Below are 19,278 nucleotides of genomic sequence, written 5' to 3' on the forward strand. Positions count from 1 at the left end.
TTGCGGGAGTCTTGAGTAGTATAATCTGATCAGAGTGCTGGCTACAAGGAATAATACCCATACTAAAATCACGCTACTTTTTCTGCCAAAACTTGAGACAATTCAGTACTATGAAATAATTCAGCAGTTTAAAATTTCGAAAGTGTGTCTAAAGAAAATGCTCTCTTGACGGGTTGAGTTCTCTCCAAATCGTGTTCGTCAACCCCATTAAGCTTAAAAACAACTATTTTGAAAACTTAGTTAAAAAACAAGAAGACTTCTGATTAAGATTCAGCAATCTTAAGTTCTTAGAATACTATTTAACTATTACAAACTATAAGAGATAGATTTAATAGGAGGCATTGTTGGCGGACGTTACCACCAACAACGAGTAGTTACCTACTCTCAGTTAAATTCCTAGGACGCAGAAAACCCGTAGGTTTTCGATCTTAGAGGTTTAACCTTCGCCTCCAGTACTTATTAGTCTCTCAAACTATATAATTCTTTTGGCAACTATATGGTACGGCTTGTAAAACACCATAAAAAGCCAAACAATGTTTTAGAGAGGATAAAAACAAAATTTTTAACCAAGATCTTCTAGATTTTGTAAATAAAATATATTGGAATTAATATATATTGGAATCTTAAAAGAAAGTCGATGCTTAGAGCTCAGCTCGGAAAAGCGTGCGACTGAAGACTGCATGGTTGTCAAGTCAAGCTCCAGGCACTTTTCTTCTTGTTCAAATCCGTTTGTGACGCTCTTTTTAGATGTATTGTTGGTTTAAGATTTTTCGATGTCTACTATTGACTCACGCAGCCAAGCTGCCACTGGATACCCTACAACATGAACCCCATAAGTACTCAAAAACTCTCGGCATGCTTGCTACTCCAGCGTCAAGCTCCTCAACCACCAGTCTTCAGTACTTTCCCGTCCACTCTCCATTTTCGTCATAGTTCAATGACTTTGCATAACCACACGCATTCCAGATGGAGTCAAAACATGGTCGCAGTACTTTTTCTGGTTCAATATCGTAGCTTTCAACTACAACCTCCGGAACTAACAGAGTGTCTCTATCGACGTATGACTCATATTCTGGCAAGAATAAAGGTTTGTCATGAGCCATATAGTACCCACTAACCCCAAGTAGAGAAACAAAGACAAATATTGGTGGTTTAACATTTAATGCATTAAGAACGGAGAGATAATCTCGAAGTGCCTTAATCAATTCTCCTTCTAAAGCTTCACCAGGTATGACTTGCTCTTCCCCATGTTGTCTGAGCATCAACCCGTCAACAGCTTCAACAACTCCATTCCTGAAAAATTGAACATATGAATGGAATCTTCCTTCTCTGTCTGTGCAGTAAGTCAAGAAGCCATCGAAATTAAATCTCTGTTTCCCTCCAGGACAATTCATTGGACTCTTTTTGTGGGAGAGGTCTTCTAACTCACTTATATCAAAAATTTGACTGGAGTTAATTGAATCTATCGGTATCAGATGAAGAACAACTTTGGCACCCTCCAAAAGAGGGACGGGGGTTTCATTCACAGATATTTTTGAGATCCTGTCTTCTCTAAATTTTCTGATATTATCTATTTCTTTGTAAATCATAGTATGTCTTATTATTTTTCCTATATGACTTTTTCGTAGTAGCGTTTTTTCATATCTTCAGATTATATCGACGCATCGCAGGATTAACATTATTTATCCTTTTTCACAAGCTAAACTCTAATTGCAAGTTGTCTTTTCTAAAAGTCTTCGAAATATAGTTAGCAGCCACTGGGAGAGGTGTGAAAGGACAAACTCGACGGGGACAGACATATACTTAAGTATATATTATTCTAATTAAAAATGTATAATCGTAAAAAATAAATATGATGAAGATCAACTATAAAGATGGTCAAAAAATTCGAAATTACAACAACAGGTAGGAAAATTGTTCTGGCTATATTCGTTGCACTTTTGGTTTTTCCAAGTATCGTCCTATATTTTTACACGGAGTTTCTCTGGTTTGAGTCTCTCAATCTCAGTTCTGTCTTTATGGCTATGCTATACTACAAAGTTATCCTGTTTGTGATCTTCTTTGCCTTTGCTTTTGCCATGCTTAGCCTCAACCATTTTGCTCTTCGAAGAGTAAGCCATGAGCTTGATGAACCTCTTAAACTGCCATTCTGGGTGAATATATTATTGGCTCTAATAGTAGCCCTGCTCTTTTCCCGCGTGTGGCTGCAGTACGTTTACTTCACGAACTCGGTTGACTTCAACCTCAAAGATCCGATTTTTGGGCTCGATGTCTCTTTCTATGTTTTCAAACTCCCATTCATTCAGACTATACTTTTCTTTTTCCTCACAGTGCTCATACTTGCCATTTTAATTTCGGCAGCGTACTATGCTTTCATATTCAGAGATGTTAAAAGTTTTGATGAACTCAGGGATAATTTTCCTCAAGCAGGATATGCTCATGCCTCTCTGATTCTGGCTGGTATCTTCATCTTTACAGCAGCATACTTCTACTTTGCGAGGTTTGATCTGCTTACTTCTCCACATGGGGCTGTAATGGGTGCCGGTTATACGGACGTACAAGTAAGACTTCCTGCGATGGGGTTAGTTGCATTATTATCGCTTCTTCTCGCCGCGGTAAGTATTTATCTCGGCCATAAACGAAACATCGATGCGATGCCTATACTCCTCATCGTTCTGGCAGCCGTGATGCTACTTTCAATTGTCGTAGCGCCCGCTGTGGTTCAGAAGCTTAAAGTTGAGCCCAATGAAATTGTTGTTGAAGAGGAGTACATACGGTATGGTATAGACTTTACAAGATTCGCTTATGGCTTAGATGTTAAGAAAATGTATTACTCTGCCGAAAACAACCTCAGCGTCGATACAATTGAGAGAAATCGTGGCACCATAGATAACATCAGAATCTGGGATCATCGCCCCCTGCTCAGCGTTTACAGACAGATGCAGCAGATAAGAACTTATTATTCCATAAATGATGTTGATGTAGATCGTTACTACATTGATGGCAGGTACACACAGCTTATGATCACTGCAAGGGAACTTTCAACCGATTTACTGTCACCAAGAGCACAAACATGGCTTAACAAGCATCTGATATATACCCATGGTTATGGTGTTGTTGCCTCGCCGGTAAATTCCGTAACCAAAGTGGGGTTGCCTGATCTGATAATTGAGGACATACCTCCAAAGGGAAAAATAGCTATCGAACGCCCTGAGATATACTATGGTGAGATAACAACGAATTATGTGATCGTTAAAACCAAACAGAAGGAATTTGACTATCCGCTGGGTGAGGGTAACGTTCTAACAACTTACAATGGTTCTGGTGGAGTTAAGCTCGATTCGTACTTTAAAAAGCTTATATACGCGATAAAATTTGCCGACATCAAGTTTCTGCTGAGCGATTACATCACAACGGAAAGCAGACTAATGTTTCACAGAGATATAATAGACAGAGTATCCACACTAGCACCCTTCCTCGTATACGATAGAGACCCCTATATAACTGTAATAGACGGAAAGCAATACTGGATAATTGATTCGTATACAACCCTCGACAAATTCCCATACTCTGCAAGATACCCGACATTCAACTACGTTCGAAATCCGGTTAAGGTTTTTGTAGACACCTACAACGGAATCCCCAAATTCTACGTTATCCAGGAAGAACCAGTCATCAAGGTTTTGATGAAAGCGTTTCCGGATCTTTTCACTTCAGCAGATAAAATGAGTGAAGAAGAGAGAGCCCATATAAGGTATCCAATTGATCTGTTTGAAGTTCAGGCACATATTTACGCAACTTTCCACATGGACGATGCTAAAACATTCTACAACCGTGAGGATGTTTGGGAAATTCCGGAGGAGATTTTAGAGGAGGATAGAATACAAATGGAACCCTACTATGTCATACTAACTCTACCTGGAAACGATAAGCCGGAGTTCTTGCTAATGCTTCCGTTCACTCCGAAGGGAAGAGATAACATCATTGCTTGGTTGGCTGCAAGATGTGATGAGAGTTACGGCGAGTTGAGGCTGTATGAATTTCCGAAAGGTCAACTGATTTATGGCCCTATGCAGATTGAGGCGAGAATTGATCAAAATGCCGATATCTCAAAGTTATTCACCCTCTGGGGGCAGGTTGGGTCGAAGGTCATCAGGGGTAATATGCTCGTTATCCCCATAGAAAACTCAATACTGTACATTGAACCCATCTATCTGAGGGCTGTAAATGCTCAGATTCCAGAGCTCAGAGGTGTTATAGTTGTTTACAGTGACGTACTGGCTATGAGACCAACGCTTGATGAAGCATTGATAGCAGTGTTTGGTGAGGAGGCTCCTGAAATCGTTGAAGAGGAGAGTGTTCAGGATCTTGTGAAGCAATTGGTTGAGCTTTACAGCAGGGCGAGAGAGGAGGCAGGAGCTGGTAACTGGACTGGGTTTGGTGAATACATTGAAAGGCTTGGGGACACTATTAGCAGGCTAAACCAGACTGCGGGGCGTTAACATAAAATTGGTGTGACAATACCAAGTCTAACTGGAATTACATTTTGAGATTTAATCTTTTCCCTTTTTGCACTCTGCTCGATTGGGGCAGATAGCAACAAAGGTCATGAAAAAGCGATGGTGTATCTTTTATTCTTCAAAACCCATCAATTCCCGAGTGAAATCGAATATTTTGAGACTCCTCCTTATTTTCCAATACTCGCGATCCAAATTCGTCTATGACAACTTCTTTTATCCGCAAAAAGTTGTCCGAAATTATGACGAAATGAATATAATCGGAAAAAGTCCAATAAAAATGAATATGAAAAATAATATCATAATTGTTGAAGGTTGAGTGTTGGGGGATGAAAAGATGCATTTAACTTGGAAGGTTGCAACGGTTGTAATCCTTACCGTACTGATCGTCTCCGTTTCCGGGTGTATTATGAGAAATAATTTGGAAAAGCACATAAAAACTGGAGAAAAATCTTCATCTGAGGCTCCTTTTATATTGGCAGCAAGTTCAGAAGATGGCATTCATTTTTCTGAATCAGAAAAAGTCATTCAAGGATCCGTTCCAGAAGTTTTGAAAGTTAATGGGAAATTTCTTATGTATTATGTGATTCCTGGAGAGGATGAAATAAGGATCGCTGAGTCTGAAGACGGTATCCATTTCCACAATTCTCAAGTGGTTATCGAAAAAGGGGATGAGTATGACAAATTCGGTGCAGTTGACCCAGCAGTCATTCAGATATCTGAAAATCTTTTCAGGATGTACTATGTTGGTTGGGAAGAAGACATTCCTGGAGGATGGGGAAGAAACAGTTTACTAACTGCTATTTCAACTGATGGTATTCATTGGAAGAAAGAACGGAAGATACTGTCAAAAGAAAAACTCTCAGATGTTGCAGTTATCAGAATAGAAAATGGGTTTAGGATATATTACTCAGATAAGGATAATCTCTACGCATTTGATAGTGCAGATGGTGTGAACATTACTAAAGATTGGGGCAGAATAATGGAAAGAGTTTCTGTACCTTTTGTTTTAAAAACTGACAATGAGTACAGGCTTTACTATACCAAGGTCCCAGATAGCCCGGAAGAAGGTATAGATGTATACCTTTCCACCTCCAAGGATGGTATCAACTTTACTGGAGAAAAACTAATTTTAGAGAATGCCGATGCTCCTTGTGTAATAAAAGTCAACGAAAAGTTTGTGATATACTATCACATACCTCCGCCACCGCCACCAGAAGCTTCAGGTGAAGAGAAGAGTGTGCTCAGGAGCATGCCTCAGGGTACAGCCACGCTATCAGACAGGTTCGGTTTCGTTTGTTTTGATCCTTTAGCCATAAGCGATTTGAACCTCGGCTGGCTTAGACCACATCCTGGTCCTTTTATATGGGATAAAATTGAACCAGAGAGAGGAAAATATGATTTCAGCGAAGCGGATGAAGTGGTTAGAGAGGCTCAGGCAATGGGCTTGAACATTCTTGCAACAATCTGGCCTTATGCAAAGTGGGATCAGGAGAAGTGGGGTAACATAGACAGATTTGTTGAAAAGCGAGACTTTCCCGAACTTCCTTTCAGCAGGTATAAGCCATACAACATGCAAGCGTATAAAGAATTTGTTAAAGCTCTAGTTGAGAGGTATGATGGTGATGGATTTAATGACATGCCAGGCTTAACAAAGCCTATAAAGTACTGGGAGGTCATTAACGAACCATCAACAGGCATTATCTGTAAATTTGAAGGAAAAAATGCAGGATTTTTTAAAGGAGACGCGGAAGATTACTTTGAAGTTTTGAAGGTTACTTATGAAGCCATTAAAGAGGCTGACAAGGATGCAAAGGTTCTGAACGGTGGAATGGTTCCCCTGCCACCGGAAAAAGGCGAGGTTTCAGATGGATTCTACGGCTTCTGGAACAAAGTGTTTGAGATGGGAGGAAGTAAGTATATTGACATAGTAAACTTTCACTCCTTCTCTCCGTATGAGGATGCAATAAGGCTAAAGGAAAGATTTGGAAAGTATGTTGCTGGCAAACCTCTATGGGTTACAGAGTTTTCTGCTACTGATGAGTATAGATACGTAGAGGCATCAAAATCCTTTGGTGAAGGTGTAGAGAGGATTTTTTACACTGCATACAGAGCATTTCCTGAAGCTCCAGAGGATCTTATCACTGGAAGCTTGATAGATTTTGAAGGGAATCCAAAACGATCCTACTATGCAGTCAAAACCATGAATATAATTATCGGTAATTTTGATGAAGTGGAGAAGTTGAGCGATGCCCTTTACAAATTTAAGGTTAACGACATGATAGTTTACGTTGTGTGGAGCAGTGATCAAGAAATACTCGAAGGATTTGAAGGAAAGCTCTTGGTTGTCGATATCACCGCTCATGCAAATTTGATTGAAGCTGAGAAACTTAAACTTGGAAGTCTGCCGGTATATATTGTCTCTGGAGATGAGAAAAAGCTGAAAGAGCTGCTCTCATTGCTAGAGGATGTTGAGCGATTACCTCCACAAGATATGGGTGACGATATCAAAAAGAATCCAGTGGAGATACCTGAAGCTTTTGCATTCAGATTTGGAGGTTGGGGGCACAAGCATGATGAATATGCTTATACTCCTGGATATCGCTGGATGAAACCGCATCCAGGACCTTTTAACAGATATTTCATAGAGAAAGAGAAAGGTGTTTATGATTTTTCAGCATGTGATGAGGGAGTAAAGAGAGCTCAGCAAACTGGGGCTGAAATCGTTGCTACAATCTGGCCTTACACAGAATGGGATGAAGAAGCTTACAAAGGAAGAGAGGGATACGGTGAAGCTACTGGAGGAGGACCTTTTGCCTATGTTTTACCTTCATCCAGATTCAAACCATACGATATACAAGCATATAAAGCGTTCGTCAGAGCTTTAGTGGAAAGATATGATGGGGACGGTATAGACGACATGCCAGGATTAAAATACCCAATAAAATACTGGGAGATTCTAAACGAGCCTGAGGCCCAGCACGACAACAAATACTTCTTTAAGGGAAGTGGGAAGGAATACTTTGAACTTGTAAAAGCAACTTATGAAGCTGTGAAGGAGGCAGATTCAACAGCAAAGGTAGTTTTGGGTGGTGCAGCAACTTTGGATAAAGAATCAATAGAATGGTGGGAAGAATTTTACTCTTTGGGAGGAGGAAATTACTTTGATATTGCTGGGATACATTCCTACGCGGATGAAAAAGATGATTTCAACGTGGATGATTTGAAAAAATTGCTTGAAAAATATGGGATTAACAAGCCAATATGGGTTACAGAAGTTGGACCTACAGGTGAGATGAGCAGAGAAGATGGCATCATGTTTGCAAAAGCAGCGATACGAGCTTTTGCGAATGGAGCAGAGGTTCTGTTCTTCGATTATAAGCCAGTTGCCCATGTTATGGCGTATATTATTGGAGATTTTAATAGAGTTGAAAAGTCAAGTGAAGGAGTGTATGTATTTGAAACAAAAGAAGACAAAGTTTACGTTGTTTGGAAACCTGGAAAATTCCCGATTGAAGGGAGTGAAATTTACGTGGCTGATATCTACGGAAATGTCAGAGTAGAAGATGCTTCAGGAATAGAAGTAGGAGACACACCGATCTATCTGTTCAAGAGTGAGAAGATTTTGCAAAGATTAAAGATGTTCATGAAAGCGCAGGGAGAAGAAAAGAATTACTGATAATATGTACTAAAATGAGTAAAAATACAAAGAAGACAAAGGAAAAGGACGCCATATGGTAAATGTTCCAAAACAAAGCCGCGGTTTTGGTTCATTGTAGGCATGAAATAAATATAACCGGAAATGCGAGCAGTAGCAGGTAATATTGTTGCAAATCTTTTTTATGATTAATTACAACCCTATTACCAGCTTTCAACTTCCAAGCCTTAAACGCGACCAAAGTCAATTTCAGGTAAGAAATTTTTTATAAAAATTTATTCTTATATATTTTTCTAGCTCAGCAAGGAGAAATACTAAAGAGGATACAGTTACAATTTCAAGCCACATGCTTGCATCAAGCGGTGCGGTATGCAGGATTACGTTGAAGTGAGGCGAATATGTCGCTACCAACTGCAAAACGATCATTGCAAGAATTCCCAAATAGATGGCCCTATTCTTAAACTTCAGAGTTTTTATAAAGCTCAAATCGATGCTTCTTGAACTAAGCAGGTAGAATATTTCAAAAAACACTATCGTATTCATTGCTATTGTTCTGGCTATCAGTTCGTTTTCGTCATATCTAAAGTATAGAAAGTATGCGCATACAACCAAAACTATAGCTACCCAAATTATCCTAAATAAAATCGCTGGATTCAACAACTCTCCAGTTATCGGCTTGAGCTTAAGCAGATTTGGCTCTCTAGGCTCAAAAACTAAAGTTGTTCCTAAAAGCACAGCTGTAACCGTATTAATCCAGAGTATTTGCACCGGCAAAATCGGAAGTGTGATGCCCAAAAGAAAAGCTGTAAGAACTACAAGTCCCTCTCCAACATTAGTTGGTAGCAACCATGCAAGAATCTTTTGAATCTTTCTAAAAACATTTCTACCTTCATCAATGGCTTCTACAATTGTTGCAAAATTATCATCAAGCAAAATTATTTCAGCGGATTCTTTAGCCACCTCCGTGCCAGAGCCCATTGCAACGCCAATGTCAGCCCTCTTTAACGCAGGAGCATCGTTTACACCATCTCCAGTAACTGCAACTATTTCACCCATTTCCTGTAATAATTTGACTATTCTTAGCTTCATTTTTGGCAAGATTCTTGCAAATACGTTTGTCTTCTTTAATACTTTTTTAAGCTCTTCATCGTTCATTTTTTCGATTTTGTCACCCGTTATAACACTGCCATTAATGTCAAGCTCTTTTGCAATAAATAATGCAGTACTTGGATGATCCCCAGTTATCATGATGACTCTTACACCAGCTTCTTTACACTTCTTGATCGCTTCATAACATTCCTCTCTTGGAGGATCGATCATGCATTGAAGACCGAGGAAGATTAGATCGTCAAGATTATCTTCAATACTACCAAATTCTTCTAAGTCAACAAACTTGTATGCAAATGCCAGAACCCTTAAACCCCGAAGGGCAAACTCTGATGCTATCTTGTGAATGCGGTGTTCATCAAGCTCTACTACTTTTCCTTCCGCTAAAGCCCACCTGCACATTGAAAGAACTCTTTCTATTGAACCTTTTACATAGATTTCCACGAATTCTCCTTCTTTTACTGCAGTTGCCATATAGCGTAATGCGGGATCAAATGGAATTTCGTCAATAATTTTAAACTGTTTTTTAATTCCTGCCAGCGATGCAACTTCAAGAAGGGCTACTTCAGTTGGATCTCCGCTCGTTATAGGCTCTCCATCTTTTAAAAAATAAATTGCTGTGTTACATATGTAGCCAGCCTTTATTGTGAGATATATATCAAGATGTTCTGCAAGTTCTTCTCTGCTGAGAATAGAATCTTTACTCTCGATATCATACTCCCTCCCTCCAGCAAATATTCTTATTACCTTCATTTTGTTCTGTGTAAGTGTTCCAGTTTTGTCTGTGCATATCGTCGTAACACTTCCTAGAGATTCAACAGCTGGTAGCTTTCTAACTATAGCGTTTCTTTTTGCCATATCTCTAACACCAATTGCAAGGCTCATTGTCACAAGAGCGGGCAAGCTTTCAGGAATTGCCGCAACAGCTAAGCTAACGGAGGCTAAGAACATGAATGTGGGGTCGTAACCTCTTAACACACCAATTATAAAATTTAAGATCGAAACCACAACGATTATAAAGAAAATAAATTTGCTAATATGCTTTATTCTACGTAGCAAAGGTGTTTCAACACCTTTTTCTATTTTAACGGTCTTTGCAATCTTGCCTAGCTCGGTATTCTCGCCTGTAGCGACAACAACAGCTTTTCCGTAGCCTTCAAGAACAAGCGTCCCAGCAAAGACCATGTTGTTTCTCTCAACAGCAGTCTTCTCCTGAATAGTTTCAGAAAATTTTTCAACTGGTGTGGATTCGCCCGTTAGTAAAGATTCATCGACGGTTAGATTTTTAACTTCAAAAAGCCTTGCATCTGCTGGAACCTTCATTCCGGCTTCTAGTACTATTACATCTCCGGGAACGAGCTCTTTTGCGGGAATTTCTTTTTCAACCCTTCTTATTACCCTTGCTTTAACCTTTATTATCCTCTTTAAAGATTCAATTGTTTTTTTTGCTTTTCTTTCCTGGATATAGCCAATTACTGCATTTATCAGCACGACTAGGAATATTATGGTTGTATCTACATATCGAAGAAGAAATGTCGTTATTAAACCAGATACCATTAAAATGTAAATTAGAGGATCGTTAAAGTGAGATAGAAACCTTAAAATCTCGCTAATTTTCTTCTCTTCTTTAATTTCATTATATCCATATAATATAAGCCTTTTTGCGGCCTCTTCATCTGTTATACCTTGAGGTGAGCTTTTAGCGAGCTTAAAAACTTCTGAAATTGGAGTCCTATACCATTCGATTTCTTTATCCATCTATTATGTTGTCTATTAATCCAATAATAATTTTACCCCCAAAAAATAAATCCTTAATCGATGTGTACCTTTCTCTTTATCAACCCCCAAAAAACTGCAGCAAGTTCTCTGGAATCATCAACCTTATGGAGAATTCGTATCACCAACTCTCATCCTGAAAACTTCTTTCAGCCACCCTTTTGTTGAGATATTACATCTCTTCCAACTTGATTCTCTCGATTCAGGCTCTATAAGTAGAATCGAAACTGATGATTTTGCCTTACGCCATAAGCGTGGAACGCAGATATAGGAATCCACATTACCTGTATAGGGTTTTTAAAAGAGGTGGGGATTTGAACAAGAGGTAAGAAGTCCCGCCTCCCGGATTTGAACCGGGGACCGCCCGATACCTGCTCACCAGCAGGGGCAAACTACAGTCGGGCGCTCTGGCCACTGAGCTAAGGCGGGGGAAATTCAGGAATCTCGCTATTCACATCATGAAGACGATATAAAAAGTTTGTGGGATGTAATGCTGTTCACCTATAGAGATCCCAAAAGCCCCACAAAAACCCGAGAACAGTAATTAGCAACCAATAAATCAAGTTAAATCAAGAATAAACACAAAAAATTTAAAAATTAGTGAGCTTCTTTCCTCTTAGCTTCCATCTCCTCAGCCTTCTCTACTGTCGTGACATATGCAGTAGAGCCTGAGCTCCAGTATGTTGCCTTTCCTTCATTGATAAGCTCTTTGCAGATTTTATCCACTTCCCTCTTTTTCATTTTCAGGATTTTAGCAAGATCCCTTGTGGACCATGGCTTCTGAGCGAGCTTTTCCAAAACTTTCTGCTTGACTTCTTCATCAAATTCAGACATGTTTTCACCCAAAACAAAATAAAATAAAGGGGTATTTAAATTTCACCAATTTTCTCCGAGTTTACCATCTGAACTGGGTTGTTGTTCTGAATGTGTGCCTTGGCTGTCTGAAGTCGTCAATCAGCTGCACTTTGAATTCGATGCCCGTCTTCTCAAAGAACTTCTCCCAGCCGATTCTATCGATCCACTCTGCGATTCTCTCGTGTGGCTTGGCCTCAGCAGCCCATGCCTCGAGGATTGCCTTTACAGTATCAACAACCTCTGGCCACCTTGGTGGATTGTTTGGCAGGTATGGCACAACAACTTTCGAGAGTCTTGCTGGAGATCTCGCATCTGACAGCTTACCGCCAGCAAGTATAGCCACACCACCGTTCTCTGGGTCAAAGAGTGGCATACCTGGGCACATTGTGTAACAGTTACCACAGTACATACATTTCTCCTTGTCAACCTTGATCGTCTTGTTCTTCATGTCCGGCCTGAGGGCACCGGTTGGGCATCCAGCAACTGTTGATGGAAGCTCACAGGTCCTTCTGACAACATCGTCATCAACCATTGGCGGAGTTCTGTGGATACCTACGAGAGAGATGTCTGATGCGTGGACAGCTCCACACATGTTCAGGCAGCATGCGAGAGAAATCCTGCAAAGTCCCGGCAGATCCATGTTCTTGAAGTGGTCAAACAGAGCATCCATCAATGCCTTAACTGGCCCAGATGCATCGATAGCTGGAGTGTGGCAGTGTATCCAGCCCTGGGTGTGGACGATGTTTGAGAGGGCATATTTTGCCTTTGTGGCATCCCAGGTTCCACCAACCGGGAACCCGAGCTTCTCAACCTCCTCAATGAGGGGGTCAATCTTGCTCTCATCGGTGAGCAAGAACTCGATGTTGTTTCTGCTCGTGAATCTCAGATAACCATCACAGTACTTGTCAGCGATGTCACACAGCTCTCTTATTGTATAGATGCTCAACAATCTCGGAGAACCAACTCTAACCGTGTAAATCTTGTCCCCACTCTCTGCAACATGCACGAGTACTCCCGGCTTGAGTACCTCATGATAAGCCCACTTGCCATAGTTATTCTTAATCACAGGTGGCAAGAACTTCTCATAGTGTGGGGGACCGATATCACTAATATATTCTTCAACAGGTTCGCTTGCCATTTAACACACCTCCTACTCAGATTCAGCCCTTCTCCAAATCTCCCATGGGTTCGTCCTCTCCTTGAGGTCCTCTTCTCTCCAGAAGTAGAACGGATTTGCTCTTGGCTCCTTGATCATCCTTGGATCTGGCTCAACACCGATTGCCTCCAGGAACCTCATCATACCAACTCTCTCGATAAGCTCTGCAAGTCTCTCTCTGAACTTACCGTTCTCATCCCAGAAGTCCCAGACAGCCTCTGCAAGCTCCTTGATCTCATCGAATGGCTTCTCAGCCTTTATGAATGGAACTACCACCCATCCCATTACTGGGCCTTCGAGGATAGGTGCCTTACCACCCATGAGGATTACCGCACCTCTCTCGTCTCCTGGCTTCAAAGCCTTTGGCAGCACATTGATGCAGTGCATACATCTTACACAGTTAGAGTTGTCGATCTTGAGCTCTTTCTTCTCCTCATCATACTCTATGCACTTGGTTGGGCAGTTGTCAACAACCTGTGTTTTGATGTCAACGCCAGCCTCAGCGTACTTCTTGACCTCTTCCTGGTTTATTTTGATCTCATCCTTCCAAGTTCCTACTATAGCAAAGTCAGATCTTGCCTTTGCGGCAACACAGTCATTCGGGCATCCAGCAATCTTGAACTTGAACTTGTATGGCCACATTGGTCTGTGGAGTTCATCCTGATAGGTTATTGTGAGGTCATAGCAGAGCTCGAGAGTATCGATCAAGGCGAACTCACATCTTGCCGGGCCTACACAGGCACTCGGGGTTCTAAGGGCAGAACCTGAACCTCCAAGGTCCCAGCCATTCTTTGCAAGCTCGTTGAAACATGGCTGGAGGTTCTGTGTTGTTGTACCAAGCAGGATTATGTCTCCGGTTGAACCGTGCATGTTCGTCAGACCGCTTCCATATTTCTCCCAGATGTCACAAATCGTCCTCAAAGCATCTGAGGTGTAGAACCACCCTGCTGGCTGGTTAACTCTCATCGTATGGAATTCAGCGACTCCAGGACACTCTTTTGCAAGGAATGAATATCTACCAATAACTCCACCACCATATCCTTTCACAGAAACAATACCACCGTGCTTCCAGTATGTAATTTTGTCCTCATAGCTCCTTTCAAGCTGCTTGAGGAGATCTTTCATCTCTGGTTTCTTCTCTGCTGTCTTTTCAATCTCTTTGACAAAACTGGGCCATGGACCCTTTTTCAATTCACTCAGCAATGGGAATTCTTCATCGCTCAAATCAGTTCACCCCCCGTTTCGGAGTTAGCTTCTTTTTAAGAATATATAAGTCTTTCGAACGGCAATAGTGGTTGTTATTGATGAACCAACTAAAATTTTTAATTGTTTAAAAATTGCTGGGATTAGCTTTTAAATTACCAAAAACTTTATTTGATTAATTAAAAGGCTGAATACAAATGGAGAAAAAAGGTTTTGTTTACCTCGTTGGAGCAGGTCCGGGAGACCCTGAACTTTTAACGATCAAAGCTTTAAACATAATCAAATCTGCAGATGTTATTCTTTATGATAAACTTGTTGGGGATGATATTGTAAAATTCCTGAAAGCTATGGGCAAGGAAATCGTTTATGCTGGCAAGAGCAGTCATGAAAAAGGGGGGGCCAGACAGGAGGAAATTAACAACCTGATGAAGCATTATGCCAAAATGGGCAAAATCGTTGTAAGGCTTAAAGGAGGAGATCCGTTCGTTTTTGGCAGAGGTTGCATTGAAGCTGAATTTCTTAAAAAAGAGGGTATAGACTTCGAGATCATCCCCGGAGTTTCATCGATAAATGCCGTTCCGACAAATGCGGGAATACCACTCACACATCCTGAAATCTCCTCATCCGTGCTCGTTGTTACAGGAAGAGATAATGTTCTCAGGTGGAAAAACGCCTTAGATCACAGCACGATTGTAATACTCATGGGAAAGGACAGAATCGAGCAGATCTGCAAAAAGCTCATTGAATTGGGAAAGAATCCAGAAACTCCAGTGGCGGTTATAGAGAATGGGACGCTTGAAAGCCAGAAGACCATATTCGGCTCTCTCTCCACAATATCTGGAAAGATCGCAAAAGCCGATGTTAAAGGACCAGCTCTGATCGTTGTTGGAGATGTTGTGAGGTTCGCGAAAAATTTGATGGATAGAAAAGTTTAATATTCCCGTTATAAAGTGCTGGTTCATGAAACTTCTCCTGATCCATGCAGATTTTATGGAATATGAACTTAAAAAGGAGACTCCAGTAGCAGAAAAAATAGATGAAGATGAAAAGAGAAGAAAGCTTGAGGAAGTACTGGTATCTTTTACATCAGTAGAAAAAGGAGATAATGAAGAGGTTGTTAAAAAGGCCGTTGGTAACATCATCGATGTTGCAAATAAGGTTAAGGCTGAAAGAATCCTCGTGTATCCTTATGCCCATCTATCCTCAAACCTTGCTGATGCCAAAACTGGTGTAGAGATACTCAAAAAAATGGAGGAGGTCATAAGAGATTCAGGCTTTGAAGTTTACAGGGCTCCATTTGGGTGGTATAAGGCATTCAACATCTCATGTAAAGGTCACCCCCTCAGCGAGCTTTCGAGGGAAGTCAGGGCGAGTGAGATCAGTGAGACTGAGGAGAAGGAATACACAGAAGCTTTAAAGGCTGAGGAAAAGGCTAAAAGCTACTGGTACATACTCACACTGGATAAAGAACTGGTTGAAGTTGAAAAATTCGATTTTACCGGGCATGAGAAGCTTAAGAAATTCGTGAACTACGAGATCGCAAAGAAGAGGGCAGTCGATAGGGTCCCTCCACATGTAGAATACATGCAGAGGTTGCAGATCGCGGATTACGAGCCGGCAAGTGATTCAGGTCACATGAGATACTATCCAAAGGGCAGGCTGATAAAGAGCCTGATCGAGAGCTATGTTACTGATAAATGCATCGATTATGGAGCCATGGAGGTTGAAACACCAATAATGTACGATCGTGCACACCCCACACTCAGGAAATACCTTGAGAGATTCCCTGCAAGGCAGTACATAATTCAAGGAGATAAAAGGGAGTTCTTCCTGAGGTTTGCAGCATGCTTCGGACAATTTCTGATCAAGCATGATGCTGTGATAACCTACAAGAACCTCCCGCTGAAGATGTACGAGCTTACAAGATACTCATTCAGAAAAGAGCAGAGGGGGGAGCTTGTTGGCCTGAGGAGGTTGAGGGCTTTTACGATGCCAGATATGCACACGATAACGAGAGATATGGAGTCTGCGAAGCAGGAGTTCCTGAACCAGTACAAGCTGTCGATAGAGGTTCTGAGGGGTATTGGTCTGGAGCCTGATGATTACGAGACCGCTGTCAGGGTTACGAAGGATTTCTATGAGGAGAACAAGGAGTTCATCCACAGCTTGGTTGATATAATCAAGAAACCGATTCTGATAGAGATGTGGGACAGAAGGTTCTTCTATTTCGTCCTCAAATTCGAATTTAACTTTGTCGATTGCCTTGATAAGGCTTCAGCTTTAAGCACAGTCCAGATAGATGTGGAGAATGCTAAGAGGTATGGTATCACATTCGTTGATGAAGATGGTGAGAAAAAGCATCCCCTGATACTTCACTGCTCCTTAAGTGGGGCTGTTGAGAGGTGTATGTACGCGATCCTCGAGAAAGCCCACATGGACAAGGAGAGCGGAAAGCTTCCAATGCTACCGGTATGGCTTTCACCAACCCAGCTAAGAATAATCCCTGTGTCAGAGAGGTTCCTCGATGAGGCCAAAAAGATAGCTCTCGAGATCAAGGAAATGGGTGTCAGGGTTGATGTCGATGACAGGGATGAAACCCTCGGCAAGAAGATAAGAGATGCAGGGAGAGATTGGGTACCATATGTAGCTGTGATTGGGGAAAAGGAGATCAGGGATGGCAAATTGACAGTCACCATCAGGGCTGAATCTTCAATGAAGGAGCAGAAGAGGGTTTCAATGAGTAAGGAAGAACTAGTGCAGAGAATAAAAGCTGAATGTGAGGGTAGGCCCTTCAAGCAACTCCCGTTACCAATGATGCTCTCACAAAGACCGTCGTTTAGGTGATGGGTATGGCTAAAAAGAAAAGAAAGTTTGATGCAAGGAAAAAGGAGGGAAAGGATGTAAAGGATAGGGATGTAAAAGATAGCAAGCCAGAAGCTGAGCTTGTGCTCACGCCAAAGCATGAGCTGGCCAAGACATTCATTCCATTGTTTTTCGGGTTGATAGCTGGAATAATATCATACCTGATCACTGGCGATGTTAGATCAAGAGATCCGATATCAATCGTTGTCCTAGTTATATTCATATATATCAACAAGTTCATCATGCCAAAATTCGATATAACCCTACAATCCAAGGATTGGGTGGGATTCGCTTTCCTCACCTTCGCAACATGGTATATTTCCTGGACACTGCTTCTGAACATTTAAGCGTGAGAGCATGGAGAAGTTCAGGATCGCTGTTGTGGATAGAGATAGATGCAAACCACAGAAGTGCAGCAGGGAGTGTGAGAAGTACTGTCCAGTAGTGAGATCAGGGGCTGAAGCTGTTGTTATTGAGGATAAGGCAGTAATTTCAGAAGAGCTCTGCGTTGGTTGCGGTATCTGCGTTAAGAAGTGTCCTTTCAAAGCAATCAGCATCGTTGGACTTCCCCATGAGCTTGAAGGAAAGGAAGTCCATAGATACGGAAAGAATGGATTCGTGCTTTATAACCTGCCGATCCCGAGAAAGGGGCATGTCGTTGGACTTCTGGGACCCAACGGAACCGGAAAGACTACAGCAGTTAAAATCCTCTCAGGACAGATAAAACCGAATCTCGGCAAGGATGAGGCTGACTGGGAGGAGATATTTGAAAGGTTTGCGGGGACCGAGCTTCTGGACTACCTGAAAAGCCTCGTGGATGGAATAAGGACAAGCGTTAAACCACAATACATCGAGGCTATACCGAGAGTCTATAAAGGCAAGGCAAAAGATTTGCTATCGAAAGCAGATGAGATCGGAAAGATAGATGAGATGGTTGAGAAACTATCATTGAAGAACTCGATTGAAAGAGATGTCAGGCATCTGAGTGGTGGAGAGTTACAGAGGCTCGCCATCGCGGCCTGCTTGCTGAGAGATGCGGATTTCTATTTCCTAGATGAGGTAACCTCATACCTCGACATCTACCAGAGAATCTCGGTTGCGAAGGTTATAAGAGAAAAGGCAGAAGAGAAACCAGTTCTGATCGTTGAGCACGATCTCGCCATCCTTGACATGCTCGCAGATTATGTGCATCTCAGCTACGGCACTCCAGCAGTTTATGGTGTGATAACAAACGCGAAAGGTGTAAGGGTTGGCATCAACCAGTATCTGAGGGGTTACCTGCCTGATGAGAATATAAGGATCAGAGACAAGCCAATCGAGTTCGAGGTGTTCCAGCCGAGAGAGGGAGAGCTTGAGAGAACAGTCCTCGAATACCCGCCCTTCAGGAAAACCCTCAATGGTTTCACTCTTGAGGCTGCTGGAGGAGAGATAAAGCAATCAGAAGTCCTTGGCATAGTTGGGCCAAATGCCACGGGTAAGTCAACCTTCGTAAAGATACTTGCAGGAGTTCTAGAGGATGATGAAGGTAAGATAGAAAGAGATGAGGAGTTGAAAACATCATACAAACCACAGTACATCAAAACCGAATCAGATATGACTGTTGCGAGCTTTCTAACAAAAATCAACCCTATGGTAAACACATCATATTACAAAACCGAGTTTCTCAAACCTTTAAGGATTGAAGAACTCATGGACAGAAACCTGAAAGACCTGAGTGGTGGAGAGTTGCAGAGGGTTGCGATAGTTGCATGCCTGCTGAGGGATGCTGATCTGTACTTGCTCGATGAGCCTTCAGCCCATCTGGATGTTGAGCAGAGGACTGAGACTGCGAGGATAATAAGAAGGTTCGCCTTAAACACAAAGAAGAGCATTTTCGTTGTGGATCACGACATATACCTCATAGACATGATCTCTGACAGGTTAATCGTTTTTGAGGGGGAGCCGGGGAAGAAGGGTATATCCAGCAGCCCGCTCAGCATGAGAGATGGCATGAACAGGTTCCTTTCGAACCTTGAAATAACCTTCAGAAGGGATGAAGAGACTAAAAGGCCAAGAGTAAACAAGATCGACTCAAGGCTCGATAGGGAGCAAAAGAGTAAGGGCGAATTCTACTACTACTTCTGACTTTATTTTTACCCGTTTGT

The 19,278-nt window shown here is 41.7% G+C and carries 11 protein-coding genes and 1 tRNA gene; 6 read left to right on the forward strand and 6 right to left on the reverse strand.

The genetic code is table 11. The features are described from left to right. Positions 1 to 896 precede the first annotated feature (896 nt). Positions 897 to 1,589: a hypothetical protein gene (locus tag ASULF_RS04510; RefSeq protein WP_015590513.1), complete on the reverse strand. Its 693-nt coding sequence runs from the start codon at positions 1,587 to 1,589 to the stop codon at positions 897 to 899. Between the two features lie 285 nt (positions 1,590 to 1,874). Here ASULF_RS04510 and ASULF_RS04515 point away from each other — a divergent pair, with 285 nt between their 5' ends. Both ASULF_RS04515 and ASULF_RS04525 read left to right on the forward strand, forming a co-directional pair. Beyond that, entirely contained in the window at positions 1,875 to 4,502 is a 2,628-nt protein-coding gene (locus tag ASULF_RS04515; protein ID WP_015590514.1) for a UPF0182 family membrane protein, read from the forward strand. A 337-nt stretch (positions 4,503 to 4,839) separates the two neighbouring features. Next, positions 4,840 to 8,196 (forward strand): glycosyl hydrolase, encoded by a 3,357-nt coding sequence (locus ASULF_RS04525; protein WP_144060475.1) that lies wholly within the window; start codon positions 4,840 to 4,842, stop codon positions 8,194 to 8,196. Positions 8,197 to 8,424: 228 nt separating this feature from the next. Here the strand turns inward: ASULF_RS04525 and ASULF_RS04530 are convergent, their stop codons facing one another. The 5 genes from ASULF_RS04530 to dsrA all read right to left on the reverse strand — a co-directional run bounded on the left by ASULF_RS04530 (position 8,425) and on the right by dsrA (position 14,293). After that, on the reverse strand, positions 8,425 to 11,040 hold the full coding sequence (locus tag ASULF_RS04530) for a cation-translocating P-type ATPase (protein WP_015590516.1): 2,616 nt from the start codon (positions 11,038 to 11,040) through the stop codon (positions 8,425 to 8,427). 351 nt (positions 11,041 to 11,391) lie between these two features. Further along, positions 11,392 to 11,487, reverse strand: a tRNA-Tyr gene (locus tag ASULF_RS04535). A 168-nt stretch (positions 11,488 to 11,655) separates the two neighbouring features. Next, positions 11,656 to 11,892, reverse strand: coding sequence for a dissimilatory sulfite reductase D family protein (locus ASULF_RS04540; RefSeq protein ID WP_015590517.1), 237 nt, complete (start codon positions 11,890 to 11,892; stop codon positions 11,656 to 11,658). A 61-nt stretch (positions 11,893 to 11,953) separates the two neighbouring features. Continuing rightward, positions 11,954 to 13,051, reverse strand: coding sequence for a dissimilatory-type sulfite reductase subunit beta (dsrB, locus tag ASULF_RS04545; RefSeq protein ID WP_015590518.1), 1,098 nt, complete (start codon positions 13,049 to 13,051; stop codon positions 11,954 to 11,956). A gap of 12 nt (positions 13,052 to 13,063) precedes the next feature. After that, the gene (gene dsrA, locus ASULF_RS04550) at positions 13,064 to 14,293 is read right to left on the reverse strand and encodes a dissimilatory-type sulfite reductase subunit alpha (protein ID WP_015590519.1); all 1,230 of its coding nucleotides are present in this window, start codon (positions 14,291 to 14,293) and stop codon (positions 13,064 to 13,066) included. 176 nt (positions 14,294 to 14,469) lie between these two features. On the opposite strand from dsrA, the gene cobA reads away from it, so the two are divergent. From cobA to ASULF_RS04570, 4 genes are read left to right on the forward strand one after another with little or no spacing between them, the layout of a single operon-like run. After that, positions 14,470 to 15,207: a uroporphyrinogen-III C-methyltransferase gene (gene cobA, locus ASULF_RS04555; RefSeq protein WP_015590520.1), complete on the forward strand. Its 738-nt coding sequence runs from the start codon at positions 14,470 to 14,472 to the stop codon at positions 15,205 to 15,207. A 25-nt stretch (positions 15,208 to 15,232) separates the two neighbouring features. Continuing rightward, a complete protein-coding gene (locus ASULF_RS04560; RefSeq protein WP_015590521.1) occupies positions 15,233 to 17,116 on the forward strand; it encodes a threonine--tRNA ligase in 1,884 nt (627 codons plus the stop codon). A 5-nt stretch (positions 17,117 to 17,121) separates the two neighbouring features. Beyond that, positions 17,122 to 17,481 carry an EMC6-like membrane protein gene (locus ASULF_RS04565; RefSeq protein WP_015590522.1) on the forward strand — a complete coding sequence of 120 codons (360 nt, stop codon included), beginning with the start codon at positions 17,122 to 17,124 and terminating at the stop codon, positions 17,479 to 17,481. A 10-nt stretch (positions 17,482 to 17,491) separates the two neighbouring features. Then, positions 17,492 to 19,258: a ribosome biogenesis/translation initiation ATPase RLI gene (locus tag ASULF_RS04570; RefSeq protein ID WP_015590523.1), complete on the forward strand. Its 1,767-nt coding sequence runs from the start codon at positions 17,492 to 17,494 to the stop codon at positions 19,256 to 19,258. Positions 19,259 to 19,278 lie beyond the last annotated feature (20 nt).

This window comes from Archaeoglobus sulfaticallidus PM70-1 (genome assembly GCF_000385565.1).
Classification (GTDB): domain Archaea; phylum Halobacteriota; class Archaeoglobi; order Archaeoglobales; family Archaeoglobaceae; genus Archaeoglobus_A; species Archaeoglobus_A sulfaticallidus.

Coding starts and splice junctions, on each gene's coding strand:
- ASULF_RS04510 (WP_015590513.1), bottom strand. CDS start 1,589: ATGATTTACAAAGAAATAGATAATATCAGAAAATTTAGAGAAGACAGG.
- ASULF_RS04515 (WP_015590514.1), top strand. CDS start 1,875: ATGGTCAAAAAATTCGAAATTACAACAACAGGTAGGAAAATTGTTCTG.
- ASULF_RS04530 (WP_015590516.1), bottom strand. CDS start 11,040: ATGGATAAAGAAATCGAATGGTATAGGACTCCAATTTCAGAAGTTTTT.
- ASULF_RS04540 (WP_015590517.1), bottom strand. CDS start 11,892: ATGTCTGAATTTGATGAAGAAGTCAAGCAGAAAGTTTTGGAAAAGCTC.
- dsrB (WP_015590518.1), bottom strand. CDS start 13,051: ATGGCAAGCGAACCTGTTGAAGAATATATTAGTGATATCGGTCCCCCA.
- cobA (WP_015590520.1), top strand. CDS start 14,470: ATGGAGAAAAAAGGTTTTGTTTACCTCGTTGGAGCAGGTCCGGGAGAC.
- ASULF_RS04560 (WP_015590521.1), top strand. CDS start 15,233: ATGAAACTTCTCCTGATCCATGCAGATTTTATGGAATATGAACTTAAA.
- ASULF_RS04565 (WP_015590522.1), top strand. CDS start 17,122: ATGGCTAAAAAGAAAAGAAAGTTTGATGCAAGGAAAAAGGAGGGAAAG.
- ASULF_RS04570 (WP_015590523.1), top strand. CDS start 17,492: ATGGAGAAGTTCAGGATCGCTGTTGTGGATAGAGATAGATGCAAACCA.